Annotated in this window: 16 protein-coding genes, 2 tRNA genes and 4 pseudogenes; 18 read left to right on the forward strand and 4 right to left on the reverse strand. The window is 43.4% G+C overall.

The features are described from left to right. Positions 1-3 precede the first annotated feature (3 nt). On the reverse strand, positions 4-312 hold the full coding sequence (locus FTV30_RS07605) for a BolA family transcriptional regulator (protein WP_005094610.1): 309 nt from the start codon (positions 310-312) through the stop codon (positions 4-6). A gap of 233 nt (positions 313-545) precedes the next feature. On the opposite strand from FTV30_RS07605, the gene FTV30_RS07610 reads away from it, so the two are divergent. The 5 genes and pseudogenes from FTV30_RS07610 (at position 546) to FTV30_RS07635 (ending at position 2,651) form a co-directional block, all read left to right on the forward strand. Beyond that, positions 546-618, forward strand: a tRNA-Gly gene (locus tag FTV30_RS07610). 48 nt (positions 619-666) lie between these two features. Beyond that, positions 667-742, forward strand: a tRNA-Gly gene (locus tag FTV30_RS07615). 155 nt (positions 743-897) lie between these two features. Further along, positions 898-1,938: pseudogene (locus FTV30_RS07625) on the forward strand (site-specific integrase); the annotation flags it as partial. Between the two features lie 128 nt (positions 1,939-2,066). Next, positions 2,067-2,429: an MbcA/ParS/Xre antitoxin family protein gene (locus FTV30_RS07630; RefSeq protein WP_180001348.1), complete on the forward strand. Its 363-nt coding sequence runs from the start codon at positions 2,067-2,069 to the stop codon at positions 2,427-2,429. Beyond that, positions 2,389-2,651 (forward strand): annotated as a pseudogene (locus FTV30_RS07635) (helix-turn-helix domain-containing protein). The gene FTV30_RS07630 and the pseudogene FTV30_RS07635 overlap by 41 nt, the downstream one beginning before the upstream one ends. A 267-nt stretch (positions 2,652-2,918) precedes the next feature. Here the strand turns inward: FTV30_RS07635 and acnA are convergent. Continuing rightward, complete coding sequence (acnA, locus tag FTV30_RS07640; RefSeq protein WP_180001349.1) at positions 2,919-5,675, reverse strand: aconitate hydratase AcnA; 2,757 nt, start codon at positions 5,673-5,675, stop codon at positions 2,919-2,921. A 354-nt stretch (positions 5,676-6,029) separates the two neighbouring features. Here acnA and FTV30_RS07645 point away from each other — a divergent pair, with 354 nt between their 5' ends. Next, positions 6,030-6,338, forward strand: coding sequence for a helix-turn-helix transcriptional regulator (locus tag FTV30_RS07645; protein ID WP_005173768.1), 309 nt, complete (start codon positions 6,030-6,032; stop codon positions 6,336-6,338). A 48-nt stretch (positions 6,339-6,386) separates the two neighbouring features. Here FTV30_RS07645 and FTV30_RS16440 read toward each other — a convergent pair. Beyond that, a pseudogene (locus FTV30_RS16440) lies at positions 6,387-7,509 on the reverse strand (hypothetical protein). Between the two features lie 336 nt (positions 7,510-7,845). On the opposite strand from FTV30_RS16440, the pseudogene FTV30_RS16295 reads away from it, so the two are divergent. Continuing rightward, positions 7,846-7,983, forward strand: a pseudogene (locus tag FTV30_RS16295) (type II toxin-antitoxin system HipA family toxin); the annotation flags it as partial. Positions 7,984-8,149: 166 nt separating this feature from the next. Then, entirely contained in the window at positions 8,150-8,386 is a 237-nt protein-coding gene (locus tag FTV30_RS07655) for a VF530 family DNA-binding protein (protein ID WP_005173763.1), read from the forward strand. A gap of 269 nt (positions 8,387-8,655) precedes the next feature. Here FTV30_RS07655 and FTV30_RS07660 read toward each other — a convergent pair whose 3' ends face one another. Next, on the reverse strand, positions 8,656-10,356 hold the full coding sequence (locus FTV30_RS07660) for an NAD-dependent malic enzyme (RefSeq protein WP_180001350.1): 1,701 nt from the start codon (positions 10,354-10,356) through the stop codon (positions 8,656-8,658). 366 nt (positions 10,357-10,722) lie between these two features. On the opposite strand from FTV30_RS07660, the gene FTV30_RS07665 reads away from it, so the two are divergent. The 10 genes from FTV30_RS07665 to FTV30_RS07710 all read left to right on the forward strand — a co-directional run bounded on the left by FTV30_RS07665 (position 10,723) and on the right by FTV30_RS07710 (position 22,109). Next, positions 10,723-11,685, forward strand: a complete 963-nt coding sequence (locus FTV30_RS07665; protein WP_180001351.1) for an alpha/beta hydrolase — start codon at positions 10,723-10,725, stop codon at positions 11,683-11,685. Positions 11,686-12,032: 347 nt separating this feature from the next. Next, the gene (locus tag FTV30_RS07670) at positions 12,033-13,544 is read left to right on the forward strand and encodes an aldehyde dehydrogenase family protein (protein WP_005094691.1); all 1,512 of its coding nucleotides are present in this window, start codon (positions 12,033-12,035) and stop codon (positions 13,542-13,544) included. Positions 13,545-13,949: 405 nt separating this feature from the next. Continuing rightward, a complete protein-coding gene (ribBA, locus tag FTV30_RS07675; protein ID WP_100329687.1) occupies positions 13,950-15,065 on the forward strand; it encodes a bifunctional 3,4-dihydroxy-2-butanone-4-phosphate synthase/GTP cyclohydrolase II in 1,116 nt (371 codons plus the stop codon). 18 nt (positions 15,066-15,083) lie between these two features. Continuing rightward, complete coding sequence (gene ribE / locus FTV30_RS07680; RefSeq protein WP_004280926.1) at positions 15,084-15,554, forward strand: 6,7-dimethyl-8-ribityllumazine synthase; 471 nt, start codon at positions 15,084-15,086, stop codon at positions 15,552-15,554. A 4-nt stretch (positions 15,555-15,558) separates the two neighbouring features. Further along, positions 15,559-16,008, forward strand: coding sequence for a transcription antitermination factor NusB (gene nusB / locus FTV30_RS07685; protein WP_004728813.1), 450 nt, complete (start codon positions 15,559-15,561; stop codon positions 16,006-16,008). Positions 16,009-16,026: 18 nt separating this feature from the next. Further along, a complete protein-coding gene (thiL, locus tag FTV30_RS07690; RefSeq protein ID WP_180001352.1) occupies positions 16,027-16,944 on the forward strand; it encodes a thiamine-phosphate kinase in 918 nt (305 codons plus the stop codon). Beyond that, positions 16,922-17,443: a phosphatidylglycerophosphatase A gene (locus tag FTV30_RS07695; protein ID WP_004728817.1), complete on the forward strand. Its 522-nt coding sequence runs from the start codon at positions 16,922-16,924 to the stop codon at positions 17,441-17,443. The genes thiL and FTV30_RS07695 overlap by 23 nt, the downstream gene beginning before the upstream one ends. A 20-nt stretch (positions 17,444-17,463) precedes the next feature. After that, a complete protein-coding gene (gene glmU / locus FTV30_RS07700; protein WP_180001353.1) occupies positions 17,464-18,828 on the forward strand; it encodes a bifunctional UDP-N-acetylglucosamine diphosphorylase/glucosamine-1-phosphate N-acetyltransferase GlmU in 1,365 nt (454 codons plus the stop codon). 12 nt (positions 18,829-18,840) lie between these two features. Continuing rightward, complete coding sequence (gene glmS, locus FTV30_RS07705) at positions 18,841-20,679, forward strand: glutamine--fructose-6-phosphate transaminase (isomerizing) (RefSeq protein ID WP_180001354.1); 1,839 nt, start codon at positions 18,841-18,843, stop codon at positions 20,677-20,679. Positions 20,680-20,738: 59 nt separating this feature from the next. Further along, on the forward strand, positions 20,739-22,109 hold the full coding sequence (locus tag FTV30_RS07710; protein WP_180001355.1) for a phosphomannomutase CpsG: 1,371 nt from the start codon (positions 20,739-20,741) through the stop codon (positions 22,107-22,109). Positions 22,110-22,117: the final 8 nt, after the last annotated feature.

Raw genomic sequence — 22,117 nt, forward strand, 5'->3', positions numbered from 1 at the left:
CTCTTAGTTTTTTGGTGCATGTGCACAAGCTGGACTGGTCGTGTCCTGCCCTGCCCATTCTTCAGGCAAAAATGCGTGGATTGCCAGCGCATGAATCTTGTCTTTGGCCAGTAAATCACCAGCAGCAGCATAGACTTTCTGATGACGCTGGACTGGACGTAAACCGGCAAAGGCCTGACTGACAATCACAGTTTTAAAATGAGACTCTTTTCCAGGGAAATAACCGCCATGACCCGAAGATTCATTCACCACGTCTAAATGGGTCGGAGATAATTGTGCTAAACGATCTTTCAGTTGTTGTTCTAAGCTCATGGCCTGACTCCAATCTTTGAAAATATAAAGTCAGTATACCTTGTTCTGCTGAGTATTTTGGTAATCTGTTACAGCGCAATCTGTTGATTGTGGCGAAGTTTCATGAATTCCCACATGAATATTGGTGATTTATTGTCTGGTCTAAAATATTTTGCTTTTATTTTATGCAATTGATACAAGATTTTTAACAAAGGTGTTGACCACATTTTTTCATGCTGTATTATACACGGCATGCGGGAATAGCTCAGTTGGTAGAGCATAACCTTGCCAAGGTTGGGGTCGGGAGTTCGAGTCTCCTTTCCCGCTCAAAATTTTTTCATTTAGTTTTTTCATTTAAAAAACTTTATAGACTCCGCGGGAATAGCTCAGTTGGTAGAGCATAACCTTGCCAAGGTTGGGGTCGGGAGTTCGAGTCTCCTTTCCCGCTCCAGATTCAAAAAGCCCTCATCGAAAGATGGGGGCTTTTTTATTGTTGATTTTATTATATTTTTAAAAATCCCCCTTCCTTTGTTATTCAATTTAATAAAAAATATTCTTAATGTAATTTATATTTTGTGACCAAGATGTGACCATGGCGTGCCCACGACCTTATCCGTTGTTCTGAACTGTAATTACGCTCCACTGGTCAAGAATGTGACGGATTATACCGAAGAAGAATATCAGCCCATTCGGACAGAGTTACTCCGTAATACGCATGGTCAAAATCATTGGTTTATGATTGCCCATTTACTGGGTCACATTGACCCTACAGAAACCTTTAAAAGCTATATTCATCTGAGCTACCTGATCGCTGGGCATAAAATACTGCAATATCATCCAGACATAGATACTCAACGACCAAACTGACTGGTTAAAAAGTAACATAGAAGACATTCTGGATGAGGTTTCATTTAACTCACAGCCTCATGATTTTTCTAAATATTTCGCAGGAATAAAGGAATCCAAAATCTCATTTGCATGGTTTTTTAAGTGCCTAAATTTACTGGAAATTCATCATGATCCAGATCAGGTCTCACAGGAAATGAGCTTACCTATAGAACTGGTTGAGTACTGGTATAAAAATGCCAAACAACTGGGCCAACTCAAGTCTCAAAAAACAACCCAAGGTTATTTGATCTCAACAACACGAATCATCTTGATAAACCTTTAAAACCCGCCATGATTGATACCATTGAAGAGTGCACAGCAAGGAACTATTTCTTTGAAAATATTCAAAATATCTTTGAAAAAAAGCCAGATCAAATAAAAGCGGTGCTTGAGACATTTTTAAGTCGTGTTACGGTTTCGCATACTGGCATTCATTATCGATGGAATAAAATCGATCAATTGGAATCATTTTATTCCAAGGTAAAAGACCTGTTTCCCCATCAATTTTGGCATTTGCTTGGACAAGACTTGGTACAATTGCTAGATAAAAAGAAACAACCTTTATTACTAAAGCTGGCTAAATCGAGCACAACAGAGCATCCTAAGACTCAAGAAGATTATGTTCGTCTCCAGCTTTACTCAACAAAAGATGCCAAAGCACTGGCCGCATTTAAATTCTGTTTACATTTAGCCTGTATCGGTAGACCACGATCTCTTGAACTTAAAGCTGAAGGTCTAAAAATAACTACATGCTGTTAAATAATTTAACCGTTGCTTCTTTATGTAAAGCCAAATTTAATATATTTAGTAAAAATTGAGTGTCTGATCAATGATAATTAAATAGTATAAACTCTATGAATTAGCAGCGTCTGAAACAGGGATCGGTCATGCGTACAACATCAGAAAAAATTGCAAAACAGAAAATGATATTAGCTAAGGCAGTTTTAGCTGCTGCTGAACGACTTGGTCTTGCACACGATCAACTAGCCTTAATACTCAGTATAGATTCGGTGAAAAATTTAACCTCTCTTGAATTAGATCCCACTTCAAAACAGGGAGAAATCGCCCTCACTTTAATCCGTATTACCACATCACTAGATGCTCTGACAGGTGGGGATACAGCCTGGATGCAGCATTTTATGAAATCACCCAATAAATTGATGAATGGCATTCCAATAGAACAGATTCAGAACCCTCAGGGATTGGCCTCTGTTTTACAATTGGTGGAAGGTCTTCGGGCTAAACTTTAAGATAAGCAAAGTATTAGGCTATACACAGAAAAGTCTTTCAGAAAAAACTAAAGTGAATAAAACAACAATTTCAGAGATAGAGAATGGCCATTTTACAGGTTCATTTGACATATTTGAACGTGTACTTGATGGCATGGGTTTACAATTCGAAGTGAATAAAAAAAGTTTAACTTGCCCCAATGGGATGAAATTGAAGAAACATTTGCGGAATATGATGAATAAATTAGATTAGATCTATGTTCACATTTGATATCTACACCTAATAATGTAGGCATAGTTCCAATGGTCAGCGCTCTCCATTAGATTATGAAAAGGCCCATCAAAAGATTAATACCAGTCAGTTAAGGAAATTTGGATGAAAAAAAATCTAAATTTCCTTATATTTGAATTTAAATTGATCTAAATTTATGTCTTAATTGAGCATAATTTTAGTTTTTCAATTCTTAACTGACCGGCATTGTGGTAGGTATCGGGCTTTCATAATTCAATTTAGGAAGCGAGCAAATTGCGCAAGACATAGTGCAAGATACCACCGGCCTTAAAGTATTCCACCTCATTCAAGGTATCAATACGACACAACACTTGAAAATGGCTACACGTACCATCGGTATGTTGCACATCTACTTTCAGCATTTGATGCGGATGAATATCATCCGACAAGCCTAAAATTGACAGTGTTTCATGGCCCGTTAGGTTCAAGATCTGCCGGTTTTGACCCTCTACAAACTGTAAAGGTAACACCCCCATGCCAACCAGATTGGAACGGTGAATCCGCTCAAAACTTTCAGCAATCACCGCTTTCACCCCCAACAGGTTGGTGCCTTTGGCCGCCCAGTCACGTGAAGAACCGGTACCATATTCTTTCCCAGCAATCATTACGAGTGGGGTTTGTTCTGCCTGATAGCGCATTGCCGCATCATAAATCGAGAGTTTTTCTGCACTTGGAATATGCAGGGTATTGCCACCCTCCTCGCCACCCAGCATTTCGTTTTTGATTCGGATATTGGCAAAGGTACCTCGCATCATCACTTCATGGTTGCCACGGCGGGAACCATAAGAGTTAAAGTCTTTTACCTCAACCCCCTGTTGCTGCAAATATCGGCCGGCCGGACTATCTTTTTTGATATTACCCGCCGGGGAAATATGGTCCGTCGTGACTGAATCGCCTAATATAGCCAAAATCCGTGCCTGTTTGATCGGCTGAATTGGTCGCACCGGCTGATCAATTTCTGAAAAAAAGGGAGGATGCCGGATATAGGTTGATTGTTCATCCCAAGCATAGGTTTGACTTTGTGGAATCTGGATCGCTTTCCACTTGGCATCGCCTTCAAACACTTCCGCATATTCTTTCTGGAACATCTCGGTATTCACATACTGCAGTGCTGCATCAATTTCCGTTTGTGTTGGCCAGATATCTTTTAAATAAACTGCTTGGCCATCAAAGCCTTCACCTATCGGCTCAGCAGTGAGATCAGTTCGAATATTCCCGACCAGACCATAGGCAACTACTAAGGGTGGCGAGGCGAGCCAGTTGGTTTTCACCAAAGGATGCACCCGTCCTTCAAAGTTACGGTTTCCGGAAAGCACTGAGGCTACATTCAAATCAAAACATTGCACAGCTTCTTCAATCACTTCAGGTAAAGGTCCCGAATTACCAATACAGGTAGTGCAACCATAACCCACCAGGTTATAACCTAGTTGATTCAAATAAGGCGTCAACCCTGCTGCATCAAGATAATCGCTGACCACTTTGGAACCTGGAGCCAGTGAACTTTTCACCCAAGGTTTTCGCTGCAAACCTTTTTCGATTGCTTTTTTGGCCAATAGGCCTGCTGCCAACATGACACTGGGATTCGAAGTATTGGTACAGGAGGTAATGGCTGAAATCACCACATCGCCATGCTGCAACGGATATTTTTTACCCTCAATCATACAAAAAGGATTCTCATGTGGCAGGTTGGCCTGTTTCGCTTCAACAGCCGTACCTCCACCTCCTTCATTTTCCAGACGCTCTTTTTCTTCTTTGACCGGTTTCAAGGTCAGATCCATGAAGGCAGCAAAGGTTTTTGGCACTTGCGACAATAGCACACGATCCTGCGGACGTTTCGGACCCGCCAGACTGGCTTCTACCGTCGACATATCTAAAGCCAGCGTATCTGTAAAGACGGGTTCATCCCCCGGATTGCGCCACAATCCTTGCAACTTGCTATAGGCCTCTACCAAGGCAATTCTTTCGGGCTGACGTCCAGTTAAACGTAAATAGGAAAGCGTCACCTCATCAACCGGGAAAAAGCCACAGGTAGCGCCATATTCGGGTGCCATATTGGCAATAGTGGCACGGTCAGCCAAGGGTAAATCGGCCAGACCATCGCCATAAAATTCGACAAATTTTCCAACTACGCCTTTTTGGCGCAGCATCTGGGTAATGGTCAGCACCAGATCAGTTGCTGTAATACCTTCTTTGAGTTTACCTATGAGCTTAAAGCCGATCACTTCTGGAATCAGCATGGAGATCGGTTGGCCCAGCATGGCCGCTTCCGCTTCGATGCCGCCCACTCCCCAACCTAACACGCCTAAGCCATTGATCATGGTGGTATGTGAATCGGTACCGACTAAGGTATCAGGAAAGGCAAAGCGCTGCCCATCGACCTCATTGCTCCAAACTACTTGTGCCAGATGTTCCAGATTAACCTGATGGCAAATCCCGGTTCCTGGCGGCACCACGCGAAACTGATTGAGCGCAGCCTGCCCCCAACGTAGAAACTGGTAGCGCTCGCCATTGCGTTGCATCTCAATGGCGACATTCTGCTCAAAAGCTTGCGGGCTGGCAAAGTAATCGACCATCACCGAGTGATCGATGACCAAATCCACCGGTGACAACGGATTAATTTTTTCCGGGTCACCACCGGCTTTGGCCACCGCTGCACGCATCGCGGCAAGATCAACCACTGCGGGAACACCGGTAAAATCCTGCATCAGCACCCGTGCCGGACGATACTGGATTTCCTGTTCTGAGGTTTGGTTGTTTAACCACCCTGCCAGCGCATGAATATGCTCGGTTTTCACCGTGAGCTGATCTTCAAAACGTAGTAAATTTTCCAGCAAGACTTTTAAAGATTTTGGCAGCCGGGACAGGTCGCCCAATTGCGCTTGCAATTTGGACAGGTTGAAAATCTGATAGTGTTCTGAACCGACGGTCAATGTTTCTAAGGTATTAAAACTATTGATATCACTATACTTGGCCATCTAGTTTACCTCCGGCTTGAGATGTTATTTTTATGATCACAGTCCACCACTTCTTTACTTACTGTATGCCAACTGCGCGGCGGGTTTGTTATTATTTATTATCGGATTGTGCTAGGCAGTTAAATGCAGGGCTGCCAGGAATTTTTGCCAGAGAGTTGTCGACAGTTCAGATCCGGCATCGACAATCTTTCTGCCAATTCCGTAAGGAGATAAGTTAAATTGAACCGCGTATTTTCAGAGTGATTTCAGATCACTACGTAGCTAGGGCTGTTTTACAGATCGAAATGATAAATTGCTTTAAAAAAGAAACTAATATATTTCTTATAGAACCTAAAAGAAATAAATGTGTCTACAATAAATGAATCTTTACTTCAGCAAATCAAAAAAAGACGAACCCTATTGGGCTTAAAGCAAGTTAATATGCAATCCCGTACAGGCATTTCAAGACAGCAGTACCAAAAACTGGAAAGTCAGGGCAATCCACGATTAGAGACCTTAGAAATTATCGCGGCAGGATTAAATGCTCAACTGATGCTCATTCCAGATGATAAAGTTCATTTAATCAGACAATTATTGAATGATGAAATTAAAATCACGATCGAAGATCAGGATGACTTAATGACCAACCCATGGAAGGGTCTTCTCGGAGATGAGGAATCATGAATCCTCTTAACGAGGTATTTTACCGGGTACTGACCATTATTAAAAAATTTATGCTTCATCCATAATCCATTCTTTAAAAAGAGCATCCTCGATTTCATAAGTACCATTTTCTGGTTTAAAAATAATTTGTTTTTTTGATAAAGAACGTAGGGCAGATTGAATACTTGATACTGCAATGCTGTCTACACCGATGGAGTCAGCAAGATGCTGTCTAAATTGAATACTATAAAGTTCAACTTGTGATTCAGCTATGGCTTTTAAGAGCAGCTGTTCTAATAACTTAAACTCTCCCCATAATCCTGAAAAGTCACGGTGCCCCATTGTATCGGCTATAAGCTGTTCCTTTGCAAAATCTATAGCCAGCATTGGGTTTAATGCTAAACGCTCAACCAATGACCTCACCAGTTGAGGACTTTGCTTCATATCTAAAAAAGCACACCATAAAATTTCTTTATCCAAACTACGTCCTGTTGTTTGATTAAATACATCTGCCAGATGATCTGTAAATGCTTTTGTTAGATTTGGAAAAGGTAAATTCTGCCCATAATGAAAAAATGGAGCACTACTCACAGAAAACATTTGTCTCAAGCCCTCTCGACTTGAACCAGTAAAAATTACCTTTATCGTTTCTTTATGCATATCTAAAGCAGTACGCAAACTGGCAATAGTTGTTTTATATTTTGAACTAGCTAAAGCCTGAATCTCATCAAGTAGCAATAAAAAAAGCCTGAATCTCATCAAGTAGCAATAAAATAGGTTTACCCTGCTGAGCCAGTTTTGTAATACTAGATAAAATACTGGAATTCACTTGCCCTTGTGCAAGAGTCACTTCGGCTTTTACACCTGCCACCTCTGTACTTAAAGAGCCAATATTTTTAATCCAATGATTGGCTTTACCAATCAAGCCATTTTGCTGTGAAAACTCATCAAGAGCTTTTACAAACTGTCCTTCACTATGCAGGCCTGCATCTAAAAAACTGAAATAAAAAACGCGCCATCCAAGCTGTTCTGCTAAGGGCGTAATATCTTTTCGTAAAAATTCAGTTTTTCCCATCCGGCGTGGGGCAAAAAAAGTCAGAGAACTAGCTAGTCCAGTCTCAAACATGCCTAAAATTTGTTTAGCTAGTTCTGTACGTGGAAAATGCCAAGGATCATTGGAGATGCTACTCATTTTAATTACTCAACAATGATTCTTTATTGCTATAGATTGTATTAGATTGTAAATGTCTAATTAGACTTCTTTAATCTAATAGGATCTAATCACCCAATAAAGCACCTTTTCACCGATCAACCGACACATTTTATAACTCCATTATTTTGTGGCTTAATAGCCATATCTGAACATAAGACCCAATATTATGGATTTAAGATTCAGAAAGACCTGAAGAAGTTGTTGCGTTTTATGTGAGAGGCTTCGTAAAGAACGACTTTATCTGGAAATAAATCCACGCTCAAAAAACTTAATGCTTACTATAATTGATGGGGTGAATATTGGCTTTGGGGTACACTGGTCTCCTCAACAGCAATCACAGGTCGACCATTAATTGCCTTTGAATACAGTGCTGAAGCGATCCGTAAAGGTTTAGAACTCTCCTCGTACCTACCCCCATTAAAAGGTGACCCATTAAGAAAAAACTTTCCTACATAGCACATGGGATTACCAAGTCATATATATGATGCCTCATCCGATTGCTAGGCGTGCTCCAGAATTTTGGTGGCTATTCAGTCCATCATTACCTACATTCAAACGCTCTAGTTTTCCAATTAGCTCAGGTTATAATAATGGCCACCCAAAATACGATTGATCTATTATGAACACCCCCAATGACCCTTTACACGGCAAAAAACTTGCTGACATTTTGGATGAATTATTGGATTACTACGGTGGCTTTGAAGGTTTAAGTCGTAAAATTGAAATTAGATGTTTTTGCATAGACCCAAGTGTTAAATCATCATTACGATTCTTGCGTACCACACCATGGGCACGTGAAAAAGTAGAAAGCTTATATTTGTACGTCTTACGCCAAAAGGCAAAACAGAAACCGTAGACCCAGGCTCCTCTCTTATCATCAAATTATACCAGTCAGTAAAATATTTTACATTAAATCATATATTTAAAATTAATATTATTTAATAAAATAAATCTCAGCGACTTTATCGAGATTGGAATCAGAGAGCTCGAGTCTCCTTTCCCGCTCCAGATTCAAAAAAGCCCTGATCGAAAGATCGGGGCTTTTTTTAGGCATTGCCTATTTTAACCAATAAACGCTGACCAGCCCAAAACGAGTGCTTAGTCAGAGTTTGTCTTCATTTAAAATTAGAAAGTGACCCGCTGATAATCACGATATTGCGGTGTCCAGAAATTATGCTCAATCGCTAACTGCAAGTCCTCAATACTTACTTTAGGCGCCACCCCATCCTCAATGGCAGCAAGGGCTACCTTTAATGCAATCTGCTTTGAAATAGACTGCAAATGATCGAGACTTGGCAATAAATCCGCTTGTGGGTCTTGCAACTTAGGCGAACAATCCGCCAGAGCATTACTAGAAGCCATCAGCATATTATCTGTAACACGCTTCGCACCCGAAGCAATCACCCCCAACCCAATTCCGGGGAAAATATAAGAATTATTGCATTGTGAAATATGATGGATTTTTTCCTGATAATTCACCGGTGCAAAGGGGCTACCTGTGGCAATCAGCGCTCTACCCTTAGTCCATTGCAAAATATCTGCCGGTACTGCTTCTACCTGTGAAGTCGGATTGGATAAAGGGAAAATAATTGGCTGCACGCTATTCTCAGCCATAGCTTCAACCACTTCCTGCGTGAATAATCCCGGTTGCCCCGAAACCCCAATCAGTACTGTTGGCTTAGCATGCTTCACGACATCTGTTAATGAAATCATGGCTTCAGCATCTGCCCAGCTTTCTACATGTTCAAGAGGCTGTGCCAATTTACGCTGAAAATTTAGTAAATTCGGCTGATTTTCAGTGATCAGACCAAAGCGGTCGACCATAAAGATTCGTGCACGTGCTTCGCTATCGCTCAAGCCTTCCGCAATCATTTGTTTAATGATCTGTTCCGCAATCCCGCAACCAGCTGAACCGGCCCCCAGAAATGCCACCACCTGATCTTTCAACTGCTTACCTGCTGCACGTGAAGCGGCAATTAAACTTCCGACCGAAACCGCAGCGGTTCCCTGAATATCATCATTAAAACAGCAAATGCGATCACGGTATTTTTCCAGCAAAGGCATGGCATTTTTCTGCGCAAAGTCTTCAAACTGAATCAATGCATCCGGCCAGCGCTGCTGAATGGCCTGAATTACCATTTCGACAAAAGCATAGTATTCATCGCCGCTGATCCGCGGTTCACGCCAGCCCATATAAATTGGATCATTCAGCAATTGCTGATTATTGGTGCCGACATCGAGAGTGATCGGCAAGGTATACGCCGGGCTGATTCCCCCACAGGCAGTATAGAGTGCCAATTTACCAATCGGAATCCCCATTCCGCCAATCCCCTGATCGCCTAAACCCAAAATGCGTTCGCCATCGGTAATCACAATCACTTTCACGTTCTTTTTATTAATATTGTGAATAATCTGTTCGATCTGATCGCGATCCGGATAGGAAATAAAGATTCCGCGATGACGGCGATAAATATCAGAAAAGCGCTGACATGCCTCCCCCACAGTCGGGGTGTAAATAATCGGCATCATCTCGCTAAGGTGATTTTCAATCAGGTGATAAAACAGGGTTTCATTGGTATCCTGAATATTACGCAAATAAATATGCTTGTTGATATCACTATTAAAAGCACAATATTGCTGATAAGAGCGCTGACTCTGCTCCTCGATGGTCTCGGTCACATGAGGAATTAAACCATGCAAATTAAAGCTTCTGCGCTCTTCTTCAGTAAATGCAGAACCTTTATTGAGTAACGGGAGTTCTAATAAGGTATTTCCGGCATACGGAATATATAAAGGGCGTTTACTGTTCAAATTTTCTCTGGGCATTATTTAACTCTTCTAATCAATCCTCGGCACTTCGCCGAAAACAATGACATCACTATCGTTATTTTATATAGCCTATCCTGATTTTAGCCTTTTGGGGTATTTAGTAAATTGATAATGCTTTTAGCAGGATTTTATAATCTGATAACGTAGCGTGATAGGAGAGATTTTGGTTAATTTTGTAATAAATTTCTTTTATCCATCAAAAATGCTTGTTCTATTTTAAAATCTCACTGATTTAAAATGGGTTATGGCCTATTTAAATAGTGTTGATCTTTTTCATACTGCTAAGGCAGAAGATTGATTTGACAAAAAGTTAAAGCTCATCAAGGATAAAGTATAAATTCAATAATATAAATGAGTATAAAAATGAGTGAATTCCAGCCCCTTTATCAAGCTGATATTTTAGGCATCGGCTATGAGCAAGCCACCTTGAGCTTTCCAGATGACTATGAGGGCAAAGTTGTAGCAACCCTGATACGTAAAAAAGCAGCGCAGCCTACTCCTAAAGCGGTTTTATATATTCATGGATTTATTGATTATTTTTTCCAGACTGAAATGGCGGAACGCTTTAATCAGCAGGGTTTTGATTTTTATGCGCTGGATTTAAGAAAATATGGCCGTTCGATTCTGCCGCATCAGAACTATTATAATGTGCATGAGCTGTCTGAATATGATGCAGAAATTAGCCAGGCACTGGATATTATCGCAAGCGAGGGCCATGATGCTGCCCTGCTCTGTGGTCATTCTACCGGCGGCCTCATCACCACATTGTACGCGGCACATCACCCTAATCATCGGTTAATCAAAGCACTCTGGGTCAACAGTCCATTTTATAACTTTAATATGAATCCGATAAAACGTGCGCTCGGCATCCCGCAGTTAAGCAAACTGGCAAAAAAATTTCCCGACCTTAAATTTCCGAGTGAGTTAAATAAATGGTATGCCACCAGTCTGCACAAGGATTTAAAAGGGGAATGGGACTTCAGTCTGGACTGGAAAAAGACCCGCTATCCAAGGGTACGGATCAGTTTTATTCGTGCCATCTATGAAGCACAAAAAGAAATTCATCGCGGCATCGAACTCGATATTCCGGTTCTGGTCATGCATTCGCATCAGACTTTATATCCCAAAAAATGGGGCAAGGCAGCGCAAACTAGTGATGTGATTTTGGGAGTTAAAGACATTCAGAAATATGCCAAAAAAATTAAAGCTGATGTCACGGTTCAAAGCATTCAGAATGGTTTACACGATCTGGTGCTTTCAGACAAATCTGTACGTGAACAGGTCTACCAGAAGCTGTTTCAATGGCTCAACAGCAAAGGATTATAATGCCGGCAAACAGGAAAGATGATTTTAGGCTCCTGTTTTCTGTTAAGTGTTTTGATTGAATAAAATGGCCCTCCTGAATGTAATCCGCAACCATCAGAAATACATGAATCCTTCGATTTTTTAAGCGCCTGTTAAATGCTTATTTCTTAGGATAAGCTTCGATTAAATATAAAATTTAATTCCTATACTTCATATTCCAAATGTTGTCTTTTGTAGCAAGCGTGTAATCAAAGCACCACCTGTCTTTTTCCCTCTTTATAGTAGAGCTGACTGCTGAAACTGTAACATTTTCAATTGAGAAAATAGGGTCAGCGTGTACCAATAACAATCATATAAAGGAATAGATTATGCGTTATGCAGACCCCAATACTGACGGTGCAAAAATTCAATTTAAAGCCCAATACGACAACTTCATTGGCGGCGAATGGGTCGCTCCAGTTAAAGGCGAATACTTTGACAATATCTCTCCGGTAGATGGCAAAGTCTTTACCAAAGTGCCGCGCTCTTCTGTAGAAGACATTGAGTTGGCCTTGGATGCAGCGCACAAGGCCAAAGCACAGTGGAATACATCCTCAGCCACCACCCGTTCCAATATCCTGCTAAAAATTGCAGATCGTCTGGAACAAAATCTGGAACTGCTGGCGGTGGCAGAAACCTGGGACAACGGCAAGCCGATCCGTGAAACCTTAGCGGCCGATATTCCGCTATGTATTGATCATTTCCGTTATTTTGCCGGCTGTATCCGCGCTCAGGAAGGCGGCATTTCCGAGATTGATGAAGATACCATTGCCTACCATTTCCATGAACCATTGGGTGTGGTGGGTCAGATCATTCCGTGGAACTTCCCGATCCTGATGGCGGCCTGGAAACTCGCACCTGCCTTGGCAGCAGGCAACTGTATCGTGCTGAAACCTGCGGAACAAACCCCGGTCAGCATTTTAGTTTTAGCTGAACTGATTCAGGACATTTTGCCGCCGGGTGTACTGAATATTGTCAATGGTTATGGTATCGAAGTCGGTCGTCCACTCGCGACCAATCCGCGCATTGCCAAGATTGCCTTTACCGGTTCAACCGCAGTCGGTCAGCAAATCATGCAATACGCCACCGAGAATATTATTCCGGTAACACTGGAACTTGGCGGAAAGTCACCGAACCTGTTCTTTGCCGACATTATGGATCAGGAAGATGATTATCTGGACAAGGCACTGGAAGGCTTTGCCATGTTTGCTCTGAATCAGGGTGAAATCTGTACCTGTCCTTCTCGTGCCTTGGTGCAGGAAAGTATTGCCGATGAGTTTCTGGCGCGTGCGGTAGAACGGGTGCAACGCATTAAAACCGGCCATCCACTCGACACCGACACCATGATTGGCGCACAAGCTTCGCAGGAACAGCAGGATAAAATCTTAGGCTGTATTGCTACTGGCCGCGAAGAGGGTGCACAAATTCTGACCGGCGGTGAAGCACGTCAGGAAGTGGGACAAGGTTTTTATATTGAACCGACCATTTTCAAAGGCACCAATGACATGAAAACCTTTCAGGATGAAATCTTCGGGCCGGTGCTGGCGGTGGCGACATTTAAGGACTTTGATGATGCCATTAAAATCGCCAATGACACCATTTATGGTTTAGGTGCAGGTGTGTGGTCACGTTCAGCACACACGTCTTATCGCGCAGGACGCGCGATTCAAGCGGGTCGGGTCTGGACCAACTGTTATCATATTTATCCTGCACATGCGGCTTTCGGTGGCTATAAAAAATCAGGGATTGGCCGTGAGAATCACAGAATGATGCTGGATCATTATCAACAGACCAAAAACCTGCTGGTGAGTTATTCAACCAAACCGGCTGGTTTCTTCTAAGTATGAATTTTCTCAAAAGCGAACTGCGGTTCGCTTTTTTTGTTTTATTCAAGTTTTTTAATATCTGGTAAATTTTTCTGCTCTTGATCGTTGACCAGCAAAATAAAAATCTGAAAATCACAAAAACAGGAATAAAACTGTATAAAAAACAAATTAATACTTTAACTTAGAAGGACTTTGCCTAAGTTTTTCATTTTTTATGCATTTTAACTGTTCAAAAAACCTGCATAAAGCCCTGGCTTTCATTTAAAGTCGGCTTTTCATGATTCCCAAGACTGTGTATAACATTGAACCACTATAGGGAAACTAATAAGCATAGGCAAAATTGCTTAAAAAGCGTTAGACTATGTACCCAATAATGTCATGATTCGGTCTGATCAAGATCAAAAAAGAAGGTGAAGGTTGATGCCGCTCAATACTGTTGAAGAGCTTGTAGCAGATATCCGTGCAGGAAAAATGGTCATCCTGATGGATGATGAAGATCGTGAAAATGAAGGCGACTTAGTGATTGCTGCCACGCACGTACGTCCTGAAGACATCAACTTCATGATCACCCATGCACGTGGTCTGGTCTGCCTGACTTTAAGCAAAGAGCGTTGCCAGCAGTTGAATCTGCCTTTGATGGTCGATGCAAACGGTGCCCAGCATGGAACCAATTTTACCCTGTCAATTGAAGCAGCCAAAGGTATTTCTACCGGGATCTCACCGGCTGAACGTGCGCACACGATTCAAACTGCGGTGGCTGCTCATGCCAAACCGGCAGATATTGTACAGCCAGGACACATCTTCCCGCTGATGGCGCAGCCGGGTGGCGTATTGCACCGTGCCGGGCATACCGAGGCAGGTTGTGATCTTTCTCGTTTAGCAGGACTGGAACCGGCTTCGGTGATTTGTGAAATCATCAATGAAGATGGCACCATGGCGCGCCGTCCGGATCTTGAAGTTTTTGCTGAAAAGCATGGTTTGAAAATTGGCACCATTGCCGACCTGATTCATTACCGCATGACCAATGAGCAAACTGTTGAGCGTCTCGATCATCAAAAACTCGACACTGAATACGGCACATTTGATTTATATCGTTATCGTGAACTGGGCAACCCGGATATTCATTTGGCCCTGGTCAAAGGCGAGCCTAAACAAGGCGTGACCACCGTTCGTGTACATGGTTTTAATCCGACCCGTGATTTGCTCAAACTGAAAAAACAGGACGGCGAACCGGCCTGGAATTTAGACCGTGCACTAAAAGAAATTTCCAATAGTGATCGTGGTGTACTGGTCTGGATTGGGCAACGTCATTTACAGGATTTGGGTCCGGCTTTAGATACCTTAAATGCACCAAAAAATGTAAAATCAAATTCTGCACTGTCTCAGCAGTATCAGACCATTGGTGTCGGTGCACAAATTTTGCGTGATCTAGGCGTTGAAAAAATGAAGCTGCTCAGCTCTCCATTGCGCTTCAATGCACTATCAGGCTTTAACTTAGAAGTGGTGGAATACATCACCGCACAACAAACATCTTAAGAAATCATCGAGGTTGCTATGGCAGTTCGCCGTATTGAAGGTATGTTACATCTCGCGAACGAAGACCGTTATGCGATTTTAGTTGGTCGTTTTAACAGCTTTGTGGTTGAACATCTGTTAGAAGGTGCCATTGATACATTGAAACGTCATGGTGTATCAGAGGATAATATCACTGTTGTTCATGCCCCTGGTGCCTGGGAACTTCCTGTAGTTGCGAAAAAACTGGCAGCTTCAGATCGTTTCGATGCCATCATCGCGCTTGGCGCCGTGATTCGTGGTAGCACGCCTCACTTCGATTTCGTTGCAGGCGAATGTGCCAAAGGTTTAGGCGTGGTTGGCCTGGACACTGGCTTACCTGTCATTAACGGTGTACTCACTACGGACAGTATTGAACAAGCGATTGAACGCTCTGGAACAAAAGCAGGCAATAAAGGTAGCGAAGCTGCCCTGACTGCGATTGAAATGGTTAACTTGTTAAAGGCTATTTAACGCTATGTCGCAAACACTTCAAGCAACTTATGCAGCAAAACGTAAAGCACGTCGCTTTGCTGTACAAGGAATTTATGAATGGCAAATGAGCCACAATCCGGTGCATGAGATTGAAGCACGTACGCGTGTGGAAAATGCCATGCATAAAGTGGATCTGAGCTATTATCATGAATTGTTGACTCAAGTGGTTGCCAATCATGAAGCATTGGATGCGCTCTTAATTCCGGTACTCGATCGTGAACTTTCAGCACTGGATGGTGTTGAACTCGCAACCTTGCGTCTAGGCGCGTATGAACTCAAAGAACATCTTGAGATTCCATATCGTGTGGTTCTAGACGAAGCGATCGAGTTGGCTAAACATTTTGGCGGTGCCGACAGCCACAAATACATCAACGGTGTATTGGATCGTTTAGCGACAACTTTACGTGCAGCAGAAAAGCAACAAGCCAACTAATTAAAGTCGAATTGTTGTATGGCTGAATTTTCGATTATCGACACCTATTTCAATCGCAAGAATACCCGTTCTGTCGATTTAGGCGTCGGTGACGATTCAGCCTTGCTCACCCCTCCACCTCAGCAACAACTGGTCATCTGTGCCGATACACTGGTTGCTGGACGACACTTTCCTCTCGATACAAATCCGCATGCCATTGGCTGGAAATCGGTTGCTGTTAATCTTTCCGATATTGCCGCGATGGGTGCAAAACCGCATAGTATTCTTCTGGCATTGAGCCTACCCCAAATTGATCATGACTGGCTCAAAGCCTTTAGTCAGGGTTTGTATGATTGCTGCGATCAATTTGGCGTGAGTTTAATCGGGGGTGATACCACCCAAAGTCCGCATCTCACTTTATCTGTGACAGCCTTAGGCTGGGTCGATATTGGCCAAGCGGTGCCACGCTCAGGTGCAAAACCAGGTGATCTGATCTGTGTCAGTGGAACTGTCGGCGATGCTGCTTTTGCCTTAAATCATTTAGGTCATCCGCTACAGAAACGTCTGGACTATCCGACGCCACGCTGTCAGCTCGGTGCCGCCTTAAAAGGTTTGGCGCATAGCATGATTGATGTCTCGGATGGTTTAGCCCAAGATCTTGGACATATTCTCAAAGCCTCGCAAGTCGGTGCCAAGCTACAACTGGAACACTTACCGATCAATCCTGCCCTGCAGGCCTTAAGTGAAGCACAAAAATGGCAATATGCACTGGCCGGTGGCGACGATTATGAATTATGTTTTACAATAAGCCCGCAAAATTACGAAAAATTATTGCAAAAACAACTTGATGTTTCGATTAGTATAGTCGGCACAATTCAGCAGCAGCACGGCTTAACTTTTGAAAAAGATGGCGTAGATCATTTGCTTCAATTTAATGGGTATCAACATTTTGCATAAACCTGCGATCAATTTTAAAGCCATGTCATGGACCGACCGACTGATTGTATTTAGTGGCGTTGGCTTCGGCTCAGGACTGGTGCCTAAAGCACCGGGGACCTTTGGTTCGGCTTTTGCACTGTTATTTATCCCGATTTGGCTGCATCTTGATTTTTTAAACAGTCTTTTTGCCATTGCCATCATGTCCCTGATTGGCATATATATCTGCGGGCATACTGCCAAGGTCATGGGCGTTCATGATGATGGCCGCATTGTCTGGGATGAATTCGCCGGACAATCCATCACATTTTTACCCCTGATCTATCTCGGCCAGATGAACTGGCTCTGGCTGCTGGTCGGTTTTGCGCTATTCAGATTATTTGATATCTGGAAACCGTGGCCGATTCGGGTCATTGACCGTCAGGTCGACGGTGGTTTTGGCATCATGCTGGATGACATCATTGCTGGCCTGTGGGCGGCTCTTTGTATTTTGATTTATTTTTACTTCACCGTGGCATAAGCCATATTTAGGATTAGAACATGTCAACGACTGTTATTATTCTTGCTGCAGGTAAAGGCACGCGCATGCGTTCAAGCTTACCGAAAGTATTACAACCGCTTGCAGGACGTCCTTTACTGGGTCATGTCATTGACACAGCAAAAAAATTAAACGCAGATAATATTATTACCATTTACGGGCACGGTGGCGAGCAGGTTCAAGCTGTTTTTACAGCGCAAAAAATTAAATGGGTTGAACAGAGCGAACAGCTGGGGACCGGTCATGCCGTACAAATGACTTTACCTGTCCTGCCCCAAGACGGCGTATCGTTGATTCTTTCTGGTGATGTACCCTGTATTAACCCGTTCACCTTGCAAAAATTACTCGATGCCACTGCAGAAACTGGCATTGGTCTGGTCACGCTCACCTTGCCAGATGCCAATGGTTATGGTCGCATCGTGCGTAAAAATGGTCAGATTCAGGCCATTGTTGAACATAAAGATGCAACAAACGAGCAACGTCAGATCCAGGAAATTAATACCGGTATTTATGCGGTCAGCAATGCCAAGTTGCATCAATGGCTGCCAAATTTAAGCAATGAGAATGTTCAGGGTGAATACTACCTGACCGATATTGTGGCGATGGCTCTGGCCGATGGTATGCAGGTTGCTTCGGTAGAACCTGAACAAGCCTTTGAAGTTGAAGGCGTAAATGACCGTGTGCAACTGGCAGCATTAGAACGTCAGTTTCAGGCATTTCAGACCAAACAGCTGATGCAGCAAGGTGTGCATCTGATTGATCCGAGCCGTTTTGATTTGCGTGGTAATTTAACTGTCGGTCAAGATGTACAGATTGATATCAACGTGATTATCGAAGGTGATTGCGAGCTGGGCGATCATGTTGAAATTGGCGCCGGCTGTATCATCAAAAATACCAAAATTGCAGCTGGGACTAAAGTGCAACCTTATAGCATTTTTGACAATGCTATCGTTGGTGAAGATACCCAGATTGGCCCTTTTGCACGACTGCGTCCGGGTGCGAAGCTTGCTGCCGAGGTGCATATCGGTAACTTTGTAGAAGTGAAAAATACCACAATTGGCGTAGGCTCTAAAGCCAACCACTTCACCTATCTCGGTGATGCTGAAATCGGTGCCGGTTCTAATATTGGTGCAGGTACCATTACCTGCAATTATGATGGTGCGAATAAATTTAAAACCATCATTGGTGATCAGGCTTTCATTGGTTCGAACAGTTCATTGGTTGCACCTGTGAAAATTGGCAATGGTGCTACAGTGGGTGCAGGCTCGACGATTACTCGTGATGTGGAAGACAACAGTTTGGCGGTAGAACGTTCTAAGCAATTTGCCAAAGAAAACTATCCACGTCCGCAAAAAATCAAGAAATAAGGGGGAATAAATATGTGTGGTATCGTCGGTGGCATTGCAGAACGTAGCATTACCAATATTTTGATTGAAGGCTTAAAACGCCTGGAATACCGGGGTTATGATTCAGCAGGTTTGGCACTCATCAACAATAGCCAGGTCCTGCGTGAACGTCGTGTCGGCAAGGTCGCGAACCTTGAACAGGCCGTAAATGAATCACAGATCAGCGGCTCACTTGGCATTGCACATACACGCTGGGCAACCCATGGCAAACCGACTGAAGAAAATGCCCATCCGCATATTTCTGAAAATGTGGCAGTGGTCCATAACGGAATCATTGAGAACTATCAAGAACTTAAAGATGATCTTGAAGCTTTGGGTTATGTCTTTACTTCACAGACCGATACAGAAGTGGTTGCACATCTGATCAATGACGCCCTGAAATCTACCCCAAGCTTAATGGAAGCTGTGCGCCAGGTGGTACCACAACTCAAAGGTGCTTATGCCCTAGGTATCGTGCATACAGATCATCCGGATGAACTGATTACCGTACGTGAAGGTTCTCCACTCGTCATTGGTGTGGGGATTGGCGAGAACTTTATCAGTTCTGACCAGTTGGCGCTGCTCCCGATTACCAACCGTTTTATCTACCTGGAAGAAGGTGATATTGCGCGTTTGACCCGCAGCACGATTGAAGTTTTCGTCGATGGTCAACTGGTCGATCGTCCGGTCAAGGAACTGGATGCTGCGGTCAGCAATGCCTCTAAAGGTGAATATAAGCACTACATGCTCAAAGAAATTTATGAGCAGCCTGAAGCGATCAAACAGACCATTTCCCAGGCTTTAAATGGCAATGACCTGCGCAAAGACTTTCTTGCCAGTGCAGAACAGGACTTCGCAAAAATCCAGCAAATCCAGATTATTGCCTGTGGTACCAGCTATCATGCCGGCATGATTGCGAAATACTGGTTTGAACAGCTGATTGATCTGCCGTGTCAGGTCGAGATTGCCAGCGAATTCCGTTATCGTACGCCAGTCATTGTGAATCACACACTCTATGTGTGTATTTCCCAATCCGGTGAAACTGCCGATACCTTGGCTGCATTACGTGATACACAGAAACGTGCGGCGGCCAAAGGGCTAGACATCACTACGATGACTATCTGTAATGTCGCTACATCATCGATGGTACGTGAGACCCAGCATAGTCTGTTGACATTGGCAGGCCCTGAAATTGGTGTGGCGTCTACCAAAGCCTTTACCACCCAGCTTGCTGCTTTAATGCTGTTGGTATTAAAAATTGGTTCGGTCAAAAATAGCATTTCTACAGAACAGATGACGAAGATCAGCACAGAACTCTGGCATTTGCCTAAAGTGATGCTGGACACTTTACGTCATGATGATGAAATTTTAGGTCTGTCTGAGCTGTTTGTTGAAAAGCAGCATTGCCTGTTCCTGGGCCGTGGTACGCACTTCCCGATCGCACTGGAAGGTGCACTCAAGCTGAAAGAAATTTCCTATATTCATGCTGAAGGCTATGCTGCAGGTGAGTTGAAACATGGCCCATTGGCACTGGTCGACAATGACATGCCGGTGGTGATTCTGGCACCGCAAGATGACATGCTGGATAAACTGAAATCCAATATGGAAGAAGTTCAGGCACGTGGTGGCGAACTGTTTGTCTTTGCCGATGAAAACAGCGGCATTAAAGCCAAAGAGCGTCAGCATGTGGTACATATTCCGGCAATCAATGCAGTGCTGGCACCGATTGTATATAGCATCCCGGTGCAGTTACTGTCTTATCATGTGGCAGTGCTGCGTGGTACAGATGTCGATCAGCCACGTAATCTGGCAAAATCGGTTACGGTAGAATAATTAAAATTGAATCAGGGCTGGGGAACCGGCCTTTTTTCTTCTGAATGGAGAGCCTATAAATGACCAAACTGACTTGCTTCAAAGCCTATGACATTCGCGGCAAACTCGGCACCGAGCTCAATGAAGAGATTGCCTATAAAATTGGCCGTGCTTATGGACAGATTTATCAGCCAAAAACGGTGGTCATTGGCTGTGACATCCGGCTCAGCAGTGAAGGTTTAAAACAGGCCACCATTCACGGTTTAAATGATGCGGGTGTCAATGTTCTGGATCTGGGCATGACCGGCACGGAAGAAGTCTATTTTGGCGCCTTCCATCTGGATGTGCAAGGTGGTATTGAAATCACGGCCAGCCATAATCCGATGGACTATAATGGCATGAAACTGGTACGTGAAAATGCCCGTCCAATCAGTGCCGATACTGGTCTTAAAGAGATTCAGGCTTTAGCAGAATCAGATGAATTTATTGACGTCAGCAATAAAGGCCGTACTGAGAAATACAATATTCTGCCTGAATTTGTAAATCATCTGATGAGCTATATTGATCCGGTAAAAATCCGTCCGATGAAACTGGTCATGAATGCCGGGAATGGTGCAGCAGGCCATGTGGTCGATGCGATTGAACAAAAATTTCAACAACTCAATATTCCGGTTGAATTTATCAAGATTCATCATGAAGCTGACGGCAATTTTCCGAACGGGATTCCCAACCCGATTTTAACTGAAAACCGTGATAGCACCCGTGATGCGGTCATTCAGCATGGCGCAGATATGGGCATTGCCTGGGATGGTGACTTTGACCGCTGCTTCCTGTTCGATGAAAAAGGCCAGTTTATTGAAGGCTATTATATTGTCGGCCTTCTGGCTCAAGCGTTCTTGCTGAAGCAATCTGGCGAAAAAATTGTACATGATCCACGTCTGGTCTGGAATACACTGGATATTGTAGAGCAATACCAAGGGATCACGGTTCAGTCAAAATCAGGTCACGCCTTTATTAAAGATGTGATGCGTGAGCATAATGCGGCCTATGGTGGGGAAATGAGTGCCCATCATTATTTCCGTGACTTTGCCTATTGCGATAGCGGCATGATTCCATGGTTACTGGCGATAGTAGTACTGTCTGAAACAGGAAAATCCTTATCTTCTCTGGTGGAGGAGATGATCGCCAAGTTCCCATGCAGTGGTGAAATCAACTTTAAAGTCGCCGATACCCAAGCAACCATCCAAAAACTTTTCGATCATTATGCCGATCAGCAGCCGGAGATCGATCAGACCGATGGGGTCAGCCTTAATTTTGGTGCATGGCGTTTTAATGTGCGTGCATCGAATACTGAACCGCTATTGCGTCTAAATATTGAAAGCCGTCGTGATCATAATCCACGACCAATGCAGGACTATGTCGATGAATTGACTCAGCTGATTCAGAGTTAATCTTCACG

This window comes from Acinetobacter sp. YH12255 (assembly GCF_013417355.1).
Lineage (GTDB): Bacteria > Pseudomonadota > Gammaproteobacteria > Pseudomonadales > Moraxellaceae > Acinetobacter > Acinetobacter pseudolwoffii.